A 1144-nucleotide genomic window follows, 5' to 3' on the forward strand; every position below is an offset into this window, starting at 1 on the left:
GATATCAGCGTTCAGCCGCAGTTATTATTATTAGACAAAACCTTATTAAACATCGAGGGGCTAGGTAGACAGCTTTATCCTCAATTAGACCTCTGGTCAACCGCCAAACCTTTTTTAGAAGATTTAATGAAAGAGAGATACAGTATGAAAAACACCTTTGAAAAACTCAAACAAGAAGCGCCTCAAATATTAAGAGATATCCCTGAGCTACCTTCTCTCGTCATCAATGCGCTTAAGCAACTGGGCAAGATGAAAAATATTAACAAACTTTACGCACAGCAAACCAATCAAGTTGTTGATCAGCTTAAAGATAATACCAATAAACAGACCTCTGCTATTTTTGCAGGATCATTGCTCATTCTAGGCGGTGTATTTGCCGTTAATAACTCATGGATTGCTAGTGGTGTAAGTGCCACTATTGCATTAATCTTTTGGCTAAAGTCTAGATGATACGCCAAAGATATTACAATTAAGGTAAAATGAACACTTTGATATATTTGGTCGCAAAATATATCGTTTAGCTAACACCTAGATTATGGTGTGTTTTTTTATTTTATGGAGTACAAACATGAGTTTAACTATCAATGCAACAGTGCGTGAAGATCAAGGTAAAGGTGCGAGCCGCCGCCTACGTCACGCTGAACAAATCCCTGCAATTATTTATGGCGCTGGCAAAGTACCAACTAACATCACTTTAAGCATTCACGAAATTACACACCTATTAGAAAATGAAGCGTCTTACACGTCAGTTCTAGATTTAATGGTGGGTAAGAAAAAAGAAGCGGTGATCATTAAAGATTTGCAGCGTCATCCTGCAAAAAGCATTGTTACTCATGTTGACTTCTTGCGTATTAACTTGAAGCAAGCGCTTGTTACAAACATTCCATTGCACTTTATTGGTGCTGATGAAAACGAGGGTATTCGTCTAGGCGCTATCCTTAATCAATTTGTTACTTCGGTTGAGGTTTCATGTTTACCTGCAAATCTACCGACATCTATTGATGTAGATATTACCAATCTTGAGCTGGGCGATCATATCAGCTTAACTGGCCTTGACATGCCTAAAGGTGTTACTTTAACTGCACTAACTCATGGCGATATTGAAGCACATGACCAAAGTGTTGTTGCGGTTCAGGAAGCTAAG

General features: G+C 38.5%; 1 protein-coding gene and 1 pseudogene. Both read left to right on the plus strand.

All coding sequences use genetic code 11. The annotated features are described in order from the left end of the window. Positions 1-450, plus strand: a pseudogene (locus BTHERMOSOX_RS11405) (ubiquinone biosynthesis regulatory protein kinase UbiB); the annotation flags it as partial. 118 nt (positions 451-568) lie between these two features. Beyond that, positions 569-1144 (plus strand): 50S ribosomal protein L25/general stress protein Ctc (locus BTHERMOSOX_RS11410; RefSeq protein WP_138121225.1); only part of this gene is annotated, 576 nt, incomplete at its 3' end.

It is taken from the genome of Bathymodiolus heckerae thiotrophic gill symbiont (genome assembly GCF_900128515.1).
Taxonomy (GTDB): Bacteria; Pseudomonadota; Gammaproteobacteria; order PS1; family Pseudothioglobaceae; genus Thioglobus_A.